Source organism: Marinomonas phycocola, from assembly GCF_047525455.1.
In the GTDB taxonomy this organism is placed as follows: Bacteria; Pseudomonadota; Gammaproteobacteria; order Pseudomonadales; family Marinomonadaceae; genus Marinomonas.
In genome coordinates, this window is sequence record NZ_JBLIXL010000011.1 from 37,269 (window position 1) to 54,104 (window position 16,836).

At 40.2% G+C, this 16,836-nt stretch carries 12 protein-coding genes; 2 read left to right on the plus strand and 10 right to left on the minus strand.

All coding sequences use genetic code 11. From position 1 onward, the window contains the following. Positions 1 to 323: 323 nt before the first annotated feature. From ACMUMJ_RS09895 to ACMUMJ_RS09920, 6 genes are all read right to left on the minus strand, one after another. Complete coding sequence (locus tag ACMUMJ_RS09895) at positions 324 to 2,318, minus strand: tripartite tricarboxylate transporter permease (protein ID WP_414678666.1); 1,995 nt, start codon at positions 2,316 to 2,318, stop codon at positions 324 to 326. A 78-nt stretch (positions 2,319 to 2,396) separates the two neighbouring features. Then, complete coding sequence (locus ACMUMJ_RS09900; protein ID WP_414678667.1) at positions 2,397 to 3,506, minus strand: Bug family tripartite tricarboxylate transporter substrate binding protein; 1,110 nt, start codon at positions 3,504 to 3,506, stop codon at positions 2,397 to 2,399. Between the two features lie 116 nt (positions 3,507 to 3,622). Continuing rightward, positions 3,623 to 4,711 carry a 4-oxalomesaconate tautomerase gene (locus tag ACMUMJ_RS09905; RefSeq protein ID WP_414678668.1) on the minus strand — a complete coding sequence of 363 codons (1,089 nt, stop codon included), beginning with the start codon at positions 4,709 to 4,711 and terminating at the stop codon, positions 3,623 to 3,625. Between the two features lie 214 nt (positions 4,712 to 4,925). Beyond that, positions 4,926 to 5,978, minus strand: a complete 1,053-nt coding sequence (locus ACMUMJ_RS09910) for an ABC transporter substrate-binding protein (protein WP_414678669.1) — start codon at positions 5,976 to 5,978, stop codon at positions 4,926 to 4,928. Next, positions 5,975 to 7,387, minus strand: coding sequence for a sensor histidine kinase (locus tag ACMUMJ_RS09915; protein WP_414678670.1), 1,413 nt, complete (start codon positions 7,385 to 7,387; stop codon positions 5,975 to 5,977). The genes ACMUMJ_RS09910 and ACMUMJ_RS09915 overlap by 4 nt, the downstream gene beginning before the upstream one ends. A gap of 59 nt (positions 7,388 to 7,446) precedes the next feature. Continuing rightward, complete coding sequence (locus ACMUMJ_RS09920) at positions 7,447 to 8,151, minus strand: response regulator transcription factor (protein WP_414678671.1); 705 nt, start codon at positions 8,149 to 8,151, stop codon at positions 7,447 to 7,449. Positions 8,152 to 8,438: 287 nt separating this feature from the next. On the opposite strand from ACMUMJ_RS09920, the gene ACMUMJ_RS09925 reads away from it, so the two are divergent. Continuing rightward, on the plus strand, positions 8,439 to 10,472 hold the full coding sequence (locus tag ACMUMJ_RS09925) for a RecQ family ATP-dependent DNA helicase (protein WP_414678672.1): 2,034 nt from the start codon (positions 8,439 to 8,441) through the stop codon (positions 10,470 to 10,472). After that, positions 10,469 to 11,626, plus strand: a complete 1,158-nt coding sequence (locus ACMUMJ_RS09930) for a GGDEF domain-containing protein (protein ID WP_414678673.1) — start codon at positions 10,469 to 10,471, stop codon at positions 11,624 to 11,626. The genes ACMUMJ_RS09925 and ACMUMJ_RS09930 overlap by 4 nt, the downstream gene beginning before the upstream one ends. Positions 11,627 to 11,780: 154 nt before the next feature. Here ACMUMJ_RS09930 and ACMUMJ_RS09935 read toward each other — a convergent pair whose 3' ends face one another. The 4 genes from ACMUMJ_RS09935 to ACMUMJ_RS09950 form a co-directional block, all read right to left on the minus strand. Next, entirely contained in the window at positions 11,781 to 12,557 is a 777-nt protein-coding gene (locus tag ACMUMJ_RS09935; protein ID WP_414678674.1) for a 2OG-Fe(II) oxygenase family protein, read from the minus strand. Beyond that, complete coding sequence (locus tag ACMUMJ_RS09940) at positions 12,554 to 12,940, minus strand: VOC family protein (RefSeq protein WP_414678675.1); 387 nt, start codon at positions 12,938 to 12,940, stop codon at positions 12,554 to 12,556. Before ACMUMJ_RS09940 ends, ACMUMJ_RS09935 begins: the two co-directional genes overlap by 4 nt. 116 nt (positions 12,941 to 13,056) lie before the next feature. Next, on the minus strand, positions 13,057 to 13,347 hold the full coding sequence (locus ACMUMJ_RS09945; RefSeq protein ID WP_414678676.1) for a putative quinol monooxygenase: 291 nt from the start codon (positions 13,345 to 13,347) through the stop codon (positions 13,057 to 13,059). A 795-nt stretch (positions 13,348 to 14,142) separates the two neighbouring features. Further along, complete coding sequence (locus ACMUMJ_RS09950) at positions 14,143 to 16,743, minus strand: TRAP transporter permease (RefSeq protein WP_414678677.1); 2,601 nt, start codon at positions 16,741 to 16,743, stop codon at positions 14,143 to 14,145. Positions 16,744 to 16,836 lie beyond the last annotated feature (93 nt).

Below are 16,836 nucleotides of genomic sequence, written 5' to 3' on the forward strand. Positions count from 1 at the left end.
TACGCACTTTCATACGACTCAATGTCGTCTTTACTGACAATGCATTTATCCATCAATTCCACTCCAGAATACGATATTCCATAATGATCGAGTTATGACTCATTACTTATACCAAAATACACTGAACAGCGCCTCTCCTTCAACACGTACAAAAGCGAGCCTCCATTAGACTTTTTACAGAACAGCATTTCTTTATTGCGTTTTTCACACTTCAGCTCTTAATCTTTTTCCGTCTACAAAAGAAAGCACGACTACAATACAAGCTTGTAGTCGTGCAAAACAGGAAGCGCTAATTATTACAGTCTATTCTTTAATACCATTTATTAATAACCTAAAGGCCATGGTAGCTCGATAAGGTCTTGCAACACCCCTTGAGGTAAATCCAATACCATCACGTGAGATAGCATGATTAAAAATCCAATACCACAGCCAGTTAACAGCGCTGTTTTTTGCGGTGTGCATTTTGCCTTGACTGATAAAAAGACAATAAAGAAAACCGTAATTGCAATAATGTACCCAACCAACGCATAACCGATAACCAAAGCCGTTAGCCAATAAATATAATGCATCAATTTTTCTATTTTTGGGTCACCACGGTAACCTGAGAAGATCTCATTATCAAAGTTCACTGCATCGTCAACCTGATTCGTTATTAACTTATAAAAAACGATTAAAGAGAGAATCAACATTAGAGCACTCACACTGCCCGTAAAGATCCCCCCTAAGAACGACTGAGTCGTTGCATCGTAAATACCATAAGCAAATAAGGCGCAAATTAAACCAGCAAACAAAGTCTGAGGCCCTAGCTGAACGGCTCGGTTTTCCTTCATTGAATCCGGCTTTTCTTTCTCTGCCTTCGATGTTTTAGCAGCATGTCGAGCCGCATAGAAAATAGAGATCGCTGTCAACACGCTTATGATAATTACGCCCGGCTTAGCTAAAAAGCCTATTCCATCAAACTGTATCGCTTGATACAGATAAGTTTCCATTCCATTTGCCAAGACAAAACCAATCAAAAAGGCTGGACGAGGCCAGCCAAAACGTTTCATCAGTACACCTAAAACCCCAATGCCTAATAGAGTAATAAGGTCACCTAAATCACGGGTTGCTTGAAATGCCGCGAAACAGATCACCATGATCATAAAAGGAGCCATCAAGTTGTACGGAATCGTCGTTAAACGCGACACCGACTTAGATAGCATCAGACACAAGCCTGCACCGAGTACGTTGGCAACCGCCAAAGACCAGACAATTGTATAGGTGATATCAAGATCCGTACTAACCATAGCAGGGCCAGGTTCTAACCCAATAAGCACCATACCGCCCAAAAAGACGGCCATACTTCCAGACCCCGGAATACCAAATAATAACGTTGGGATTAAGCCACCCCCTTCTTTAGCATTGTTTGCCGACTCCGGCGCAATCACACCTCGCACGTCGCCTTTACCAAAGCTGGATTGATCTTTTGTTGTTTGAACAGCGTGCCCATAAGCAATCCAATCAACAACACTGCCACCAAGCCCTGGTAACGCACCAACAATACAGCCGATAATAGAACAACGAATTGCCAACCATTTATGCTCTATAAGATCTTTAACACCAGTGAACCAACCTGTTCCCAGCTTTGATGCATCTGAAATGGCTCTATTCTGTCTCAATAAATCAATAATTTCAGGTAATGCAAAAATGCCTAAGCCAACCACAACAAGCGGAATACCATCCATTAAGTAGAAGTTTTCAAAGGTCATGCGGTTTTCACCTGTCGCAGGGGCACCACCGATACTGCCAAACACAATACCAATACCACAACCAACCAAACCTTTAACCAAACTGCTGCCGGCCAACACACCCACCATACTTAAGCCAAGAACCGTCAACATAAATAACTCTGCTGAACCAAAAGCCAAAATAACGGGACGGGCAATCAGTACAAAGGCTGTTAATACCAACGCGCCGAATAGACCACCAAAAAGCGACGCCGAAAAAGCAGCAGACAAGGCTCTGGCTGCTTGCCCTTTTTTTGCCATTGGGAAGCCGTCTAACACCGTCGCTTGTGAACCGCTTGAGCCAGGAATCCCCATTAACACAGACGTAAAGGTATCAGAAGTAGGGATAACAGCAACCAAACCAATCAACATGGCCAAGGCAGAAATGGGTTCCATTCCGTATAAAAACGGCAAGAGCAAAGACAAACCGGCAATACCACCTAAACCGGGGAATATACCTATTGCAAGACCCAGTAATACGCCTCCCGTTAAGTATAATAAATGAGTGCCAGACATAATCGTCTGTAAGGAAATAAGAAGAGCTTCAATCATAAGGTTTACCTAGAGAAGTGCAGTCGCTTACGAAACAAGTAAGCGACTGAGTAGATCTAAAACGAGTTCTGGAAGGGCTTAAAGCTTAACTTTGTATTTTTCGAACAACCAGTTTACAACCCACGCTTTGTCTTCTTCAGAAATATCCAAAGCGGCTTTAAAAGCGGCTTGAGCGTCTCCGTGTACTAACTGAGGGTATTCACCCAACACCGTTGGTGCTTGCGCTTTAAACTCTGCAGATTGAGTCACTGTCTCAGCCGCATTTCTCCATGCTTCTATAATTTCAGGATCTGTGCCTTTCGGAAGGAAGATGCCTTTTTGTGCGGCAAAACCAGCAGCAAAGAAAGATTTCCATACTTTAAAGCCCGGCCCTTCTGGCTTTTTACCATAAAGCATTTCATATACTTCAATAAAGTGTGGCAAGTCTGGGAAGGTTGGATCACGTTGGATCACGCCATTTTTGTCTAACATGCCCCAAGACATAATAGGTATGGCTCTGCCTTCTTTCACAAGCGGCATGACTTTTTTTAGGTAAGCCGAACTGGTTTGATAATCAACATTCACCTCTCCTCGTTCAAACGCTAAACGCCCTGCGCCGCGCCCTTTCATACCAAAGATAGCCTGAACATCAATGTCTAAAAGGTCCATCGCAAGTAATGGCACCAAATCCAGTGACGTTGCGCCTTGGCTGCCATATTTTAATTTATGATCTTTTAGCTTCATTAAATCTTTAGCCGATTGAATGCCAAGATCGGAGCTGACGTAAAAAACACCGCCTGTTGGTGACGCAAGAACCACATTCCAATCTTTGTATTCGTATTTAACACGTTTGTCGCCCAATAAATAAGGGAACTGAGTGGAACCAGATGTCCCTAAGACATTCAAACCGTTCTTTTTGGCACGACGCTGAAATTGGTTTGCGCCTTTCGTCGAGCCACCACCTGGAATGTTTTTGATAACGACAGTTGGCGAACCTGGTAATGCATTGGATAAGTGAGGGCCGTAAAAGCGAGCCCAAGTATCAGAACCACCACCTTCTTTAAATGGGACAATCCATTCGACTCTTTTACCATCAAAGCTAACGTCTGCCGATGCTTGATTTGAAGTCAATAAGGCCCCTGAAAGTATTACACTTGAAGAAAGTAATGTAAGGAATTTTCGTGCCGAAAAAAATTTATTATTATTCATTTTTCGCTCTCTTTATTTTAGCTTTTTTATAATTTAGAGAATCAAGTAATCAGTTACTTAATAATAGTAAGATCATCACTCTAATCTGCAATCCTGTCAGGAAGCTGACATAAATATCAAAGAACCGCTTTTTTAGGAATGTTGACCACGCCTTCCATAATCTTTTTCGCGGTTCTAATGAGGCCAACGCTTAAAATATCAATGGTCGAGCCTTCCTTTTCCATTTTTAAAATAAGATCAATCTTGCCACTTGGGTGCTCTATACGAATGTCTGTCACACTGTCTGTAGGTGTACTAATCAGATCGCTAACAATGGTTTTCTGATGAACGGTTGCAACACTGATGCAGATGGCTCCCGTCACAGAATGGCTGGCATGACAATTTTGCGGTACAAAATAGCGGGATGTAATGGTGCCATCAAATTGCGGTTTCGATAACAGACCCACTTTGGGAATCACTTTGCCTGTAACATCACCAAACCCCATGTCTATTGCGGCAGCCAATCTGATTCGTTCAATCTGACGTAGCAAGGCTTCGTCTGCATCAAGTTCCGCTTTGCTTTCATGACCTGTTTTATTCAAAGACTCCGCTTTGATTAACACCATTGGCATCGATGCATCAACGCAACTTACTTCAATGCCTTCATAGACGTCTCGTTCATTGCCCGTCGGAAAAAGCTTGCCCGTTTTGGTACCACACACATCTAAAAAATTAAGGACAATTGGCGCACCCGTACCGGGAACACCATCAATGCTTGCATCGCCTTCGTATTCAAGCTCTCCATTAGGGGTTTTTACCGTCACTTCAATAAAAGAATCGGTATTAAGATTACGTACACGTACTAGAGTTTCATTTTCTTTAACCTCCACCAGCCCAGATTCAATCGCAAACGGCACCGCCCCAGAGAGAATGTTCCCACACGATGGCCCAATATCGATTTTTTGTTCTTCGATAGACACTTGCATAAAGAGATAATCAATATCCGCATCTGGATGATCGGATTTAGAAACAATCGCGGATTTACTGGTTAAACTGGTGCCACCACCTACACCATTGATTTGCTGTGAATCGCCTGACCCCATTACGGCTAATACAATTTTTTCTCTGGTTGGCCAATCGTCTGGTAAATCATCGGCTAAAAAATAAGGTCCTCGTGAAGAGCCACCTCGCATTATGGTGCAGGGAATCTGTATTTGATCTGTCATTGCAGCCTCTTTTTCTTTTCGGCTATAGCAAACGCTATAATTGAAACTAAAAAGGGAGTGTGCAATATCTAAAAGACTCAATTTAAATCATATACTTATTGCTATGTTTACGTTTTATTATTGTGCTAATAAATACATAACTCCCTCAGGAGACTCCAATGTAGATATGAAAGCTGTCAGGACGCTGACTTAGTAAGAGAGGAAACAAGACTATTTAATCATAATCCTTCATGAAGTATTCCCATTCATTCAGGATAACTTCACGTTTCATTTTATCTGTAAAAACCAATAAAGACAGATCCAAGGGGATGGGCCTGAGACTACTAGAATTACCAATAAATACTCGCTTTTCTTCTGCAACCACTTCCTGCCGTAATGGGTTGAAGCTGGTTTTATTAGACAACTCCGATTGCCCTTCATCAGACAATAAAAAATCCATGAACCGTCGAGCATCATCGGTATTTTTAGCTTGTTTTGGAATAAATGCACTTCTCATAAAAACAGTCGTGTAATCTTTTGGAATGACCACTTTAATATTGGGGTGAAGTCCTGACCATGTATTCGCGTAAGATCCATTAATATTGTAAGCCAGTAGTAATTCACCCGTAGAAAGCGCTTTCAACATAGCAGAACTACTGGTAAAACTCCGAGCGTTTGTTTTCCCTAGAACTTCCAACAACCTAAAATAACTGCTGGTTTGCAATCGGTCATGCCCCAAAACCAAATACCCTATTCCAGTTTTTTCAACATCAAAATTACCAATTTTATTATTGAGCTGCTGACTGTTTTGCTGAATGAACTGCACCAATTGCGTCCGCGTATGGGGCACAAATTGGTCTCCAAGCACATCAGCATTAAAGGCAAACACAGCAGGTTCAAACGTAAAACCAAATATCTGATCACGCCACTTAGCCCAATCAGGCAATCGTTCTGTTTCCGCAGAAGTGTGGCTGATGGCATTACCATCATTGACCAATTTAAATTGCAAATCCATGGCAGAGCTGAGCATGATATCAGGTCGAGATTGGGGCTCTTCAACAAACGCTTTATATAAAGAGTTGGTGCTCCATTCTGTATAGATTACTTTGATCGTTGGGTATTTTCTCTGGAAGGCATTAATTATAGGAGATATTTCAGGGTAATCCGCTGCTCCATACACATCGAGTACAGAGAGTTCTGTTAATTGTGGTTCAAATTTGAATATTACACTCGCGGCCTGTGTGACTGGCAAAAGTAAAAGTAGCAATACAGCGAGAAAATATTTCATAAAGATCTACCAATCAAATCTAAAAACGTCACTTCAACAAACAGCCCTTGAGGGTCATTATCTTTTAACATCAATATCGCGTTATGATGATCTGCAACTTCTTTTGCAATGGACAACCCCAATCCACTACCGGGTTGTAAATTATTACTGACCCGATAAAATCGATCAAAAACGTATTCTTTCTCTGATTCTGGAATACCCACACCTTGATCTGACACACCCATAAGAGCTGTTTTTTGAGTAATGGTTAATGATATTTCGACAATGCCCTTATGTGGACTGTATTTAATCGCATTTTCAATGATATTTTGCAGCATTTTTTTCAATGCCACCGAATCCCCATGGATTTGCACATCGTCTGTAGATCCCACATACGCCAACTCGATTCCTTGCTGGTGAGCAGTTAACACAAGCTCTCTTGATACTTCTTTGATCAAAGCGCCTAGCCAAACGATCTGCATGGGATGGCTTTTAAAACGATGCGCGATAAAAGCGTGATTTAGCAATTGATCTACTGTTCGACTCAATGCACCACAAGAGTCGATTACTTGATTCAATTGAACACAACGTTTTTTATGATCATTCTCTATTAACGCATTTTGTGATTGGGATAAAATACCTGCCAAGGGAGTCCGAACTTGATGGGCCGTTTCACTGGTAAAATGCTTCAAGCGATCCAACGTATTTTGCAACTGCAACATAAAATGATTAATAGTTCTTAGAAGCTCGCTGATTTCTTTTGGGGCATTGGTATCAATAGGTGTCAAATCAATGGATGAACGTTCGGAAAGAATGGTATTTAATCGTCGAATTGGACGAATAATAAACCAAATAAAAACAACACAAAGAGACAACGCAATAGTAAATATGACGCTAACAAGCTGCAGTGCTTTTAAACTGATATCATGCGCCATTTCATTTCTAGAATTCAGTGTTTGCGCTAAATACACAACAACCTCAACTTGCTCTTCTGCCTCTATGAGCTTTCTGGACAATTTTATAAAACGTACCGCTTCTTCACTGTACATCCCATCGTAATATTCAGCATCGTAACGGCGAGATATGTCATCGTTTTCTTTTCTTCGTGGCAAGCCGTGTGATAACCCCTCGTAACCCGTCAAATGAAAATCATCAGCAATCACTTGATAAAAGGCTCTGTCATTCGGCGATAAACTCAGCCCTTGAAAAGCCGAAATAGGCAAATCCACAATAATTTCTTTGTCGATTAAATTAATGTTCTCAACAATTTGTAATGCAGAACCAAATAATACTCGATCAAAAGACAGTCGCGCCGCGTTTTTGCCATAGACATTCGCAGTGAAAAACGTAACACCCGCTAATGTGATTAACAAACAGCTAGCACCGATAATAAGCTGCTTTCTAATGGACCAATTGCTGATTTTAATCATGGTTATATCGACTTATCCAAGCAGTGACATGACTCATTAAAAAGTAGACTCTATGGCGTTTAAAAAGCCGATAATTGGTCTTTACCATCACCGTCTTTTATACGCTCTTCTAACAAATACCCAAGCCCACGAATGGTTTTAATTTCCACACTCCCGCCTTCAATTTTTTTTCTTAAACGAGCAACGTACGTTTCTATCGCATTTTCACTCGGAAATTCATCAAAGCCATACAAATGATTAATAAGCTCTTCTTTACTTAATACACGGCCCAAATGTTTCGCAAATATTTCAAGCAGTCGATATTCACGACGCTTAAATTGAATTTCTTCACCATCTAATTTCACACAACACGCATTAAAATCAATCTCCAATCGATCAAAGGTCAATATGGTTTGAGCATTACCTTCATGGCGCCTTAATAATGCTCTGCAACGGGCGTCCAGCTCACCAAAATCAAACGGTTTGGTAAGATAATCATCGGCGCCTAAATCCAATAAATTAATGCAATCCTCTATCTGAGAACGTGCCGTCAAAATGAGTACGGGAGTATTGTCTTTTCGTATACGGAGGTTTTGCAAAATGCGCGAGCCACTCATTTCTGGCAGATTCAAATCCAGAATAATCAAATCATAGGTTTGATGACGTAAAATGCTGTTCGCTTCGTCTCCTTTTACAGCATGATCAACACCATGCCCCAACTTACGATAATGATCACAAAGCGCACTGCCCAGAACATAATCATCTTCAATGACCAATAGTCTCATTTATAACCTTTATTTTTATCGAAAAACCATGGATGAAACACACCCTCATTCAAGCAGGCTCATCTTTATCCACCTGCTTCACTATCATAGCGTGCATGCACCAGATTTGGACATACTTCCAGTCTCGTATTGCTATTTTTATTTGAATAAAACACTGTTTTTTAAACTTGTATGCAAATATATTCAACGTCACTGAAAAATCAAAAAAAACCTTACTGATCTCTCTAAAGAAAATAGAGTGGTATTTAAAGTCAGCAATAGAGTATTATTTAGGCCATTTTTCTATTGTGTTTATCACTTCATCAGAGATGCATCAAATTCGCCCTAAAGCACAGACACTAGACAAATCCCAAGGCACACTTAATATGAATGCAACTGAATCACTCAAACACTTATTTGGTTTCGATCAATTTCGTGAAGGCCAACTTGAAACGGTAGAGCGATTGCTAAGTGGTTATTCTTCTTTAGCTATATTCCCTACGGGGTCAGGCAAATCATTATGCTATCAATTCACGGCTCTGCATTTACCTCATATCACCTTAGTGGTATCGCCTCTGTTAGCACTCATGAAAGACCAATTGGCTTTCTTAGACAACCACGGTATTTCAGCAACCAGCCTAGATTCGAGTATTACTCAAGAGGAGTATCAGTCTCGTCTTTTCCGCATTAAACAAGGCGAGATTAAAATTGTAATGGTTTCTGTAGAACGATTTAAAAATGAACGTTTTCGCCATTTTATTAAGCAAGTTCCCATTTCAATGCTGGTGGTCGATGAAGCGCACTGTCTATCAGAGTGGGGTCACAACTTCCGTCCTGATTATTTAAAGCTGCCAACCTATCGAAATGAATTACAGATTCCACTGGTGCTGCTACTCACGGCCACTTCTACAGCCAAAGTAAAAAACGACATGGCTGAGAAATTCAATATCAATAAAAAAGACATTGTTCAGACAGGCTTTTATCGATCAAACCTCCATATTGATATCAGAAGCATTGCTGAAGAAGAAAAAACACGTACCTTAGTCGATACCCTTAAAGCTCAACAAGGGTGTGGCATTGTATATGTTACACAACAACACACAACCGAGTTACTCGCTAAAACGTTACAAAAAAATGGGTTCAACGCTCAAGCCTATCATGCAGGCATGGAAAGTGAATCACGACAGCAAATCCAGACTGACTTTATGGAAGGTAAAGTGGGAATCATTGTGGCGACGATTGCTTTTGGTATGGGAATAGACAAATCGGACATTCGGTTTGTCATACATTACGATTTACCAAAGTCCATTGAAAGTTACAGCCAAGAAATTGGCCGAGCGGGTCGAGACGGTAACGATTCAAATTGTATTTTATTGGCTAATCTGGATGGTTTACATACCATAGAGAATTTTATTTATTGCGATACACCGGAACAGCACAGCATTGAGGCGCTGATCAATCACATCAGACAAGAACAGCAGAATAACGAATGGTCAATACAACTACTCAAAGTGGCCAATCAGTGCAATATTCGCCAACTTCCTTTTAAAACAATTTTAGTACAATTGGAGCTTTTGCAAGTTATCCAACCAAAATACAGCTATTACTCAGACGTGAAATATCACTTCATACGTGATGCAAATTCGATTCTTGAACAGTATACAGGTGAACGTCGGGCGTTTTTATCCGCACTTTTTCAACATACTCACTTTAAACGTGTGTGGGGAGAGGTGGATTTTGAATCCCTTTATCACATATATGGGGCTGAGCGCTCAAGAGTCATGACCGCATTAGACTATTTATATGAAAAAGGCGACATTGAATTAACGACGAAAGGCATCACGGATGTCTACGAGGTGGATGTAGAGCGCCTACAAAGTGATGAATTGACCGAGTATCTTGAGCGTTACTTTTTTGAAAAAGAGCAAAGCGAAATCAAACGTATAGAAGCACTTACTCAATTCTTTGAGTTAGAAACCTGCCTCAATAACCGCTTGGCTCACTACTTTGATGATCAGAATGCACCTCAGAACTGCAACCATTGCTCAGCTTGTCTAGGTAAGTCTATTGGGCTTTCCTATTCAATCACACCTTATTTCCCGGAAAACAACATCATCCAAGAGGCATTAACATCCCTTTCGACCCTAATTGAGAAAAAGTCCCCAGATGCCGCTTCTTGGATCACACCCAAAATGCAATGTCGATTTTTACTTGGTTTGACACAACCCTTATTCACAAAAGTAAAAGCACGTGATTTAGAAGGATTTGGATTGTGCCATACATTAAGGTACGAAGAGGTAATGAAACTCGTAAAAAACACACATTGCGCAGGTTTAATATGATTGAATTTGATATTAGAACGCTATCTTACGTCACTATGTTGGTTTGTCTAATGATGGCTGGCGTAATGCTTTTACTCTCTCGGGTCTACCCTGATAGTAGCAGCACACGCTTTTGGGCTATCGGCAACAGCATCACCACCATTGGCTTTTTGTTTCTTGGCCTGCGAGACATCATACCTGACCTCCTTTCAATCCCAGTCAGTAACACGCTAATTATCTTAGGATATTTGTTCATTTTATTAGGTATTGGCGCCTTTGTTAATCACACCATTCGGTTATGGCCTTTAGCCGCGATTACCATCGCCATGTTTATTTCGTTTATGTACTTCACCTATCAATCCCCAAACATTACTGCACGAATCATTATTATTTCTTTGGTTGTTTCTGGCATAGGGTTTTATTCTGTTTGGATACTTTGGAAAGATACAAGAAAAGAATTTCGATTTTTAGAGTGTTTACTATCATGGTTATTTATCATTCATTCCATTTATTTATTAGTACGTGCATTTATCACTTACATCGAAACGCCTATTTTGGATTTTATGAATGCCAACATACTACACGCACTCTCTTTCTTTGATGTCTTTATATTTTCAATTTTACTCACATTTGGTTTTATCTTCCTCTTAAATAAAGAGTTACAGAGTCGGCTCAAGCATCTCAGTGATACAGACAGCCTCACTGGGATTCTGAATCGAGGGGCGTTCTTAAAATTGATAGAACAAAAGTCGGATCATCAAAAAAACCAAACTCCCTTTTCTTTAATTATGATTGATATTGATCACTTTAAACAGATCAATGATACCTATGGCCATAAAATAGGCGATATTGCCTTAGTTCATACAACAAACATCATTAACAATGCATTAAATAAAGAACAAATATTAGGTAGACTTGGAGGAGAGGAATTTTGCATTGCCCTGCCCGATACTAACTTAGTCAAAGCCATTGAGATTGCTCAAGAAGTATTAATTTCTCTATCAAGCTCTCCGCTTATTAAAGACTCCATCACGCTAAATCTCACCATCAGTATCGGCGTAGCAGAACATCAGTCAAGCTCTAATAAGATTGAAGACACTTTGCAATACGCCGACGAGGCAATGTATAAAGCAAAAGAAGCGGGGCGAGATTGCATTAAAGTTTATGGGACTTAATCAGTCCGCTTAACAAGCGTTGAATGTTCCTTTGTTGAAATAGCCCTTTGTTAAAATAGACAAGAGCTTAGCCTTTTTAATTATTCATCTTTTTTCGTTATTAAATCCTATATTAGATAGGGTCTAATAACGAATCGAGAGTAAGAAACTCAGACTAAACACTGAACAGTACGTCAGTCCGTATTATATATTTAACCCCTTCGGCTATTTTCTGAGAGCCATGTAGGCAATGCAATGGATGAGAGCCGTGAGGGAAAAATAACATGCCACCCGCAGGGGTGCGAACGTTTTTTAATGCTGCGGTATTCGGTGTGCGAGCAGGACGTGTTGCATCCAACGGATCTACTAAAAATTGTGTTGCACCATCCAGAAAATCGTCACTCAAAAAGATCAAGCAGGTGTATAAACTGTAACGATCACCAAAAGAATCCACCACAGGCTTACCATCAAGAATACGACTTCCCGGCCAAGCGCCGTCAGTATGAAAACTGAAAAAATCACCTTTTTCATATCGATAGAAACGAAAACGTTGATTCAGACCTAATGGATTCTTATTTAAAAAGTGCGGATTAGCCTTGTCAAAATGAGACGCAATCCTTGACCAAATTTGCCTTTCTGTCGCGTCATCGATAATCCAATTAAGATTCATATTGTGACGGATATGCCTACCAAGTGACACGGCGGCATCTTCGGTATAGCCCATTGTTTCAGCCGCATCAATAAACGATCGACATTCTTGTTCACTAAACACATTAAACAATTGAAATGCACCTGGAACGCCTTCAACGACTGAATAATCACGTGGCGTTAAAGGATCGATATCGAGTGCTAATGGATTGTCCTTATGGCTTCCCCATAAAGGCAATTCATGCGATGTGCTGCCAGATTCATAAGCCGCCACATAAAAGGGAAATGTTTGAGTTGTTGTCATTGATTAGGAACCGCTTGTATTTCAATAATAAAGTTTTCAGGCGCACGTACAAAAATTTGTACCACAGATGTGTTCGACACTTGGCTTATACCGTATTTTACATCTAGCATTCTAATCCTTCGCATTACCTCGTCGTAATCGTCGCTATAAAAACTAACATGATGGACGATATTTTGTTCATCCTGCCCAAAATGATTCGCGTCATTCCGCGGAGACTTGCCAAAAATATGAATGACATCTTTCTCTCCTGCAAACAGAAAGTATCCATCAAAGTTTAAATTAGGACGAGTACCCACTTTAAGATCTAAAAGATCAATAAGAAAATCCCTCATTTGTTCTGGATTTTCAGCGTTTAAAGAAAGATGATCGAATTTGATATTCATGTTTATCTCATACAAAGGCAGCAAGTAATGCAAAGAAGACAAAAAATAATGGGTTAATCACAAACATGATTAACCCATTATTACGGTAAAGAAGCGAGTGAACTTTCTAAGTTCGGTTAGCCAATTTTCGTCATTTCATTTAGTGTGAATGAAGCAACTGCACCATCCGTTGCCGCCATATATTCAGCTAAATGCGTGTTACTCATGTGAGTCTGCCAAAGTTCACGCGTTTCCCAGTTTTCATAAAACATAAAATGCGCAGGATTTGTATTATCTTGATGAAGGTCGTAGTTAATGCAACCGTCTTCTGCACGAGTAATATCGATTAGTTTAAGAAGTTCTGCTTTTACTAATTCAATTTTATCTTCATTAGCCACGATATTAGCAACAATAGTAAGTTGAGCCATTTTTATTTCCTCATTGAGTCTTAGTGGGTTTTGAGTTGATGATGAAATAATAGACGCATCTTAAAACGCTATAAACAGCCCAATAAGAGAAACATTATCAAATAAAAATAGACAATATCTCTTTAATACACCTCCCTACAGAATAAAACACCTACTCTTGTATCGTACAAAATGTGATCAATTTTTTTGACCGTGCAAAACTATATAGCAGCTCTCTAGATGCATCAACATCCAAAAATTCAGCTAATTTTAGTCAAAAAGATCTCGATATCGATGCAACATCAATACAATAAACCAACAGTGTAAGCGTCTGTTCTTTAGGACCAGGAGAGTCTTGGCTGCTTGGCTGTGACATACAATTTTAATACGTCTTTTCCTGAATATATTACAAAACTGATCTAGAAAGCCCTTACTTTGCAAAGAGTCCTACAACCGGATAACAAGCCGAAGCATTATTAGTGACATTGAAGATTTAACACTGCTAAAATTTCAAAAAGTATCTTCAACGCAAGGTGATATTAATTTCAATACTTTACATTTCTGCTTATTATCCAAACACACAACCAATCGCTGGTAAAATTTTCTTAAACAAAGACTATCAAATAGCTGATGATTATATGGAGGGTATTCTTTACATCGGTGATAGCTTCGCTACTGAAATGATTGTCATTGAAACCTTAGTATTCACAGATACCCGTGCCTCTCTCGCTTAATATATTCGTTATAAAAACAACCGAACATAAAAAAACGCCCTTAACCAACAAATTAAGGGCGTTTTTTACACTCAATATAATTTTAAGCGTTTACGCCCTCTTCTTTTCTAAGGCGTTTTTTCTGTACAAAGGCAACTAATAAAGCGAGTAAAAAGGCAGGAATAAAGAACCATTCTTTATGGGGCCTATCGGCTTCCACTTGAAATTGCGTTATTTCCCAATCAAAATCCAATCCCTGTTGTTCAGCAAATTCCCCAAACATCAAATTATCAATATACACTTTACTGTCTTCTTCACGAATCTCCAAGCCTGCGCCTGTTGCTAAGCGTGACTGCGCATCACCTTGCTTATCAATTGGCATAATGACTGTTTTTTCGATCCAACGACCATCTATGTTTTCCCCTTCAACAGAAATCCTTAATAACTCTAAATCACTGTTTTCATCGATATAAGAAAGCATTTGGTTTGCTTGATGTGTTTCGAATGGTTCGATTATTTGATCCAACCAATATCCTGGACGGAACAATGTAAAGGCGACCAAAATCAACAACGCACTTTCATACAAGCGACTACGTGCCATAAAGTAACCTTGTGTGGCCGCCGCAAATATTAACATTGCCGCGAGAGAGACAAAGAAAACAACAACACCTTGCAAGAAAGTCACATCAATTAACAATAAATCTGTGTTAAAGATAAATAAGAATGGCAGCAATGCCGTTCTCATTGAATAAAAGAATGCAGTAAAGCCTGTTTTAATAGGATCTCCACCAGAAACAGCAGCCGCTGCAAACGATGCTAGCCCTACGGGGGGCGTCACGTCGGCCATGATCCCAAAATAGAACACAAACATATGCACCGCGACTAACGGTACAATCAAGCCATTTTGAGAGCCTAATTCAACCACCACGCTCGCCATCAAAGAAGAGACAACAATGTAATTGGCCGTTGTTGGTAAGCCCATCCCCAACACAAGAGAAATTAAGGCGACCATCAATAACATAATAATCAAGACACCACCGGATACCAGCTCCACAAATTCAGCCATCACTTGACCAACACCTGTTAGAGTCACTGTACCTACGATAATGCCAGCTGTCGCTGTCGCCACACCAATACCGATCATATTACGCGCGCCAGTATTCAGACCGTCAATAAGATCAAAAAAGCCCTCTTTTGCAAACGGCTTAAGGTCCCCTTGTTTTCTAAACCACGCTTTTAATGGCTTTTGAGTGACCAATATAAATGCCATTAACATACTCGCCCAAAACGCCGATAGACCAGGTGATTTACGCTCTACCATCAAAAACCAAATCAATAACACTAACGGCACAAGGTAATACAACCCAGCTTTATAGATGTCACCAAACACTGGCAAACTAACAATTTCCGCATCCGCGTGATCCATATGCAAATCATCGGTTTTAGCAGAAAGATAAAGTAGCCAGATATAACCAAACACCACCAACATCAGCAAACCAATATTAGCAATATCCCCAAGTACCCAACGGATGGCAGCAACAAAGTAGTACAAAGCACCAGCTAAAATAAACAAGCTCGCCATAATAATACCACTTCGTAGTACCTGCATTTTCCAACCGCGAGCAGGCGTCACACGAGGAAGACCTTGCATATTACTTTTAAGTGCTTCTAAGTGAACAATATAAAGCAAAGCAATATATGAAATGGTCGCCGGTAAAAAAGCATGTTTTACCACTTCAATATAAGAAATGCCGACGTATTCCACCATCAAGAAAGCAACCGCCCCCATTACAGGAGGCATAATCACGCCATTCACTGATGAAGAAACCTCTACAGCGCCAGCTTTCTCAGCACTAAACCCTACTTTTTTCATCAATGGAATTGTGAAGGTACCTGTTGTCACTACATTGGCAATGGAAGAACCTGAAATCAACCCAGTCATAGCAGAAGACAGTACGGCTGCTTTTGCAGGACCACCTCGCATATGTCCCAATAAGGAAAAGGCAACTTGGATAAAATAATTACCTGCACCCGCTTGGTTTAATAAAGCACCAAACAAAACAAATAAGAAAACGAAACCAGAAGAGACACCCAATGCAATACCAAAAACACCTTCTGTTGTTAGCCACATATGGGTCATGGCTTTACCAACCGAGGCACCTTTCCAACGTATAATTTCTGGTAAATATTCACTGTCACCAAAGAACACATACGCTAAGAAAAACAACGCAACAATCACCAATGGTGGCCCTAAACTACGACGTGCTGCCTCAAGTGTCAGAATGATACCCACAAAGGCAACCACTAGATCTAAAGTTGTTGGCAAGCCCGGTCGCATGGCCAAATCTTCATAAAAGAAAAACAAATACGCCGCACAAAAAGCACCTATTAGGGCTAGTACATAGTCCATATAAGGAATACGGTTTCTTGGACTGGATTTAAACGCCGGAAAAGCAAAAAATGCCAGCACCACGGCAAACGCTAAATGCAACGCTCTTGATTCCGTGTCATTTAAAAAACCAATACCAAACTGGGATGGAAGAGGTGAACCTATCCACAATTGAAATAATGACCACGCAAGTGGCAAAGTTAGCAGCAAGGCAATCGCAAAACGACTTTTAGGCTTACGATTACCCGTATCCGCTTCAGCAATCATATCGTCTAAATTTTCTGCTGACGGGGGAGTATGAGTAGTAATAGACATACAAGCTCCAGAGATGAAACACTTAGTAAGACAAACAAAAAGATTCATGCTTGTCATCGTGTGATGACACAATGCAATACTAAGAATTCACTG

Coding starts and splice junctions, on each gene's coding strand:
- ACMUMJ_RS09910 (WP_414678669.1), bottom strand. CDS start 5,978: ATGAAATATTTTCTCGCTGTATTGCTACTTTTACTTTTGCCAGTCACA.
- ACMUMJ_RS09940 (WP_414678675.1), bottom strand. CDS start 12,940: ATGAATATCAAATTCGATCATCTTTCTTTAAACGCTGAAAATCCAGAA.
- ACMUMJ_RS09950 (WP_414678677.1), bottom strand. CDS start 16,743: ATGTCTATTACTACTCATACTCCCCCGTCAGCAGAAAATTTAGACGAT.
- ACMUMJ_RS09945 (WP_414678676.1), bottom strand. CDS start 13,347: ATGGCTCAACTTACTATTGTTGCTAATATCGTGGCTAATGAAGATAAA.
- ACMUMJ_RS09900 (WP_414678667.1), bottom strand. CDS start 3,506: ATGAATAATAATAAATTTTTTTCGGCACGAAAATTCCTTACATTACTT.
- ACMUMJ_RS09920 (WP_414678671.1), bottom strand. CDS start 8,151: ATGAGACTATTGGTCATTGAAGATGATTATGTTCTGGGCAGTGCGCTT.
- ACMUMJ_RS09935 (WP_414678674.1), bottom strand. CDS start 12,557: ATGACAACAACTCAAACATTTCCCTTTTATGTGGCGGCTTATGAATCT.
- ACMUMJ_RS09930 (WP_414678673.1), top strand. CDS start 10,469: ATGATTGAATTTGATATTAGAACGCTATCTTACGTCACTATGTTGGTT.
- ACMUMJ_RS09905 (WP_414678668.1), bottom strand. CDS start 4,711: ATGACAGATCAAATACAGATTCCCTGCACCATAATGCGAGGTGGCTCT.
- ACMUMJ_RS09915 (WP_414678670.1), bottom strand. CDS start 7,387: ATGATTAAAATCAGCAATTGGTCCATTAGAAAGCAGCTTATTATCGGT.
- ACMUMJ_RS09895 (WP_414678666.1), bottom strand. CDS start 2,318: ATGATTGAAGCTCTTCTTATTTCCTTACAGACGATTATGTCTGGCACT.